Below are 2,001 nucleotides of genomic sequence, written 5' to 3'. Positions count from 1 at the left end.
CAATCCTCCACCGAGAGCATCCCTCCAAAAGACCACCAAGTGGGTCAACATTGCGGGACCCTCAGCGGTCTACTTTTCAGGAATCGACGACACGGAGTGCTTCGTGCACTCTCCGTGCTCGGTTCTCACGTCCGTCGCCGCCCACTTCCGAATCACGGCGACGACCTCATGCCCAGGAAGCGAATCCCCATGACAGCTGAGACCACGCACCTCACTGATGGAACCCACGCTGAGGTCGCCGAGTCCGGAACCAGCCTGCGCGTCGATGTGATGTCCCATCTGCCAATGCTTTTGATCGGATTGAGGTGGCTGTTCGACACAACTCAGCCTGATATGGCCCTGCAACAACACCACGGACAACAGATCGGCTCCGTCGACAACCGCACGCTGCGGTTCATCCCATCCGGTTGGAACGGCCACGCGATCGTCGTAGTCGACGTGACACACGTCGACTGCGGTCAACCGCACCAGCCACCGCGAAACCCCTTGGCCCCTGGTGAACTAGCCGCTTTCGCGGACCTCCTGGATGACATGGGGGAGGACGTCGTCGCGACGTGGAACGGGCACCCAGCCATCACCGGAAGCCTGGCGCTGGCCACACCTGCCCACCCGTCGCTGCTAGCCGCCGTGAGCCGCTACAACGCGGGTTGCCAGCGACACGGCGGTGACCGCTTCTGCCCGTGTGACTGGTACGTCCGTGGTCACCGCCACATCGTCAGCATTCATAATCTGCATCAGCAGGCATTGCAACGCCGAACAACCGGTCACAACAGAAGCGATGCCGCTGGAAACCTGACGGCTCTGGAGAACTACGCGGCCGAAACGACCCGATCGCATCATCGGCAGCGCGCATGACCGTCGGCAAAGGGCGCCACTGCTCACTGCGCCAGGTTCACCTTGAATCACCGATGTCACACCAATCTGGACGGCGGAAGTCGCGCCGGGCTCCACTGCACACCAACACAACACGAATCCGTATCTCAACCCACTGCAGTCACGTCTCTTGAGAGGACCATACCGATGGCCACGACAACCGCCCAAGCCAAGCGCTCCGGATCCCGTCGACGCGGCGCCAAGCCTAGGCATTCCCACCGCAACAGTAACGCCGTATCTGTGCACCAGATCATCAACCCCCAGCTCGTCGCCGCCGGACCCAGCGTCTATCACCGCGGCGGTGGCACTACACACGCCGCTGCCTCCCCATTGAAATCCGCGGTCGTGTTGACGGCGGCAAGCGTCATCGCGCTGACACCGCTACAAGCGAGCCACGCTCTCCCACACCACCTTTCCCTCCCCACCGTGTCCATCCCGACAGTCCAACTGACCTCGGTGGTCTCTCAACGCGACATCGACGCACTGGTGTCGAACCTCAAAACCAGCCTCGACGGCGCATCGGCGACTGTGACCGCACTGGCTGGGGCCCCCGGCCAGACCCTGCAGAGCGCACTAGCCACTGCTGTCTCCCTCAACGATTCCCTGTGGCAGGGTCTGACGACCGCCACTGCTAACCCGGTGCTCGACGACGTCCTCAAGGCGCTGCACACCGTATCTGGCGGCGGGCTGACGCGGCTGGCGGCCGCGATAAAGGACGCCGACGGCACTATCGTGCTGACTTCCGAGCAGCTCTCCGATCTGCTCACGTCCACCTTGACCGGCTCCCTTTCCACCGCTCTGACTGCAGTCGCTGGCGTTGTCAACGACCCGCTCAACGCTGCGAAGTACATCGCCTTGCTCAACAGTCCGCTGTCGATCGCCGGCCGTGTCCTCAACCAGAGCATCACCGCGGCAGCCGACCTGGCAACCAACGGGATCGCTCTGGGCGGCACGTTCGTCACTGCGGTGACTGCCCAGATCACCAACGCACTCAATGGTGTGAATAACCTGATCGACGCCGCCAAAGACATATTCGAGGAATTGTCAATACCTGTGGATCGGCGTGTTTCAGGCGACCTCCGTTCCGGCTTGCTGATCGCCGTCTGAGGGCGGTGTCGGTGGGGTGAT

At 62.5% G+C, this 2,001-nt stretch carries 2 protein-coding genes; both read left to right on the top strand.

Annotated elements, in window-relative coordinates; translation table 11 throughout:
- Positions 1-189: 189 nt before the first annotated feature.
- Positions 190-855: a hypothetical protein gene (locus AAHS21_RS31910; protein WP_342931253.1), complete on the top strand. Its 666-nt coding sequence runs from the start codon at positions 190-192 to the stop codon at positions 853-855.
- 165 nt (positions 856-1,020) lie between these two features.
- Positions 1,021-1,980, top strand: coding sequence for a hypothetical protein (locus AAHS21_RS31905; protein ID WP_342931252.1), 960 nt, complete (start codon positions 1,021-1,023; stop codon positions 1,978-1,980).
- Positions 1,981-2,001: the final 21 nt, after the last annotated feature.

Source organism: Mycobacterium sp. 050272 (assembly GCF_039023525.1).
Taxonomy (GTDB): Bacteria; Actinomycetota; Actinomycetes; order Mycobacteriales; family Mycobacteriaceae; genus Mycobacterium.
This window is presented reverse-complemented; position numbering and strand designations above follow the sequence as displayed.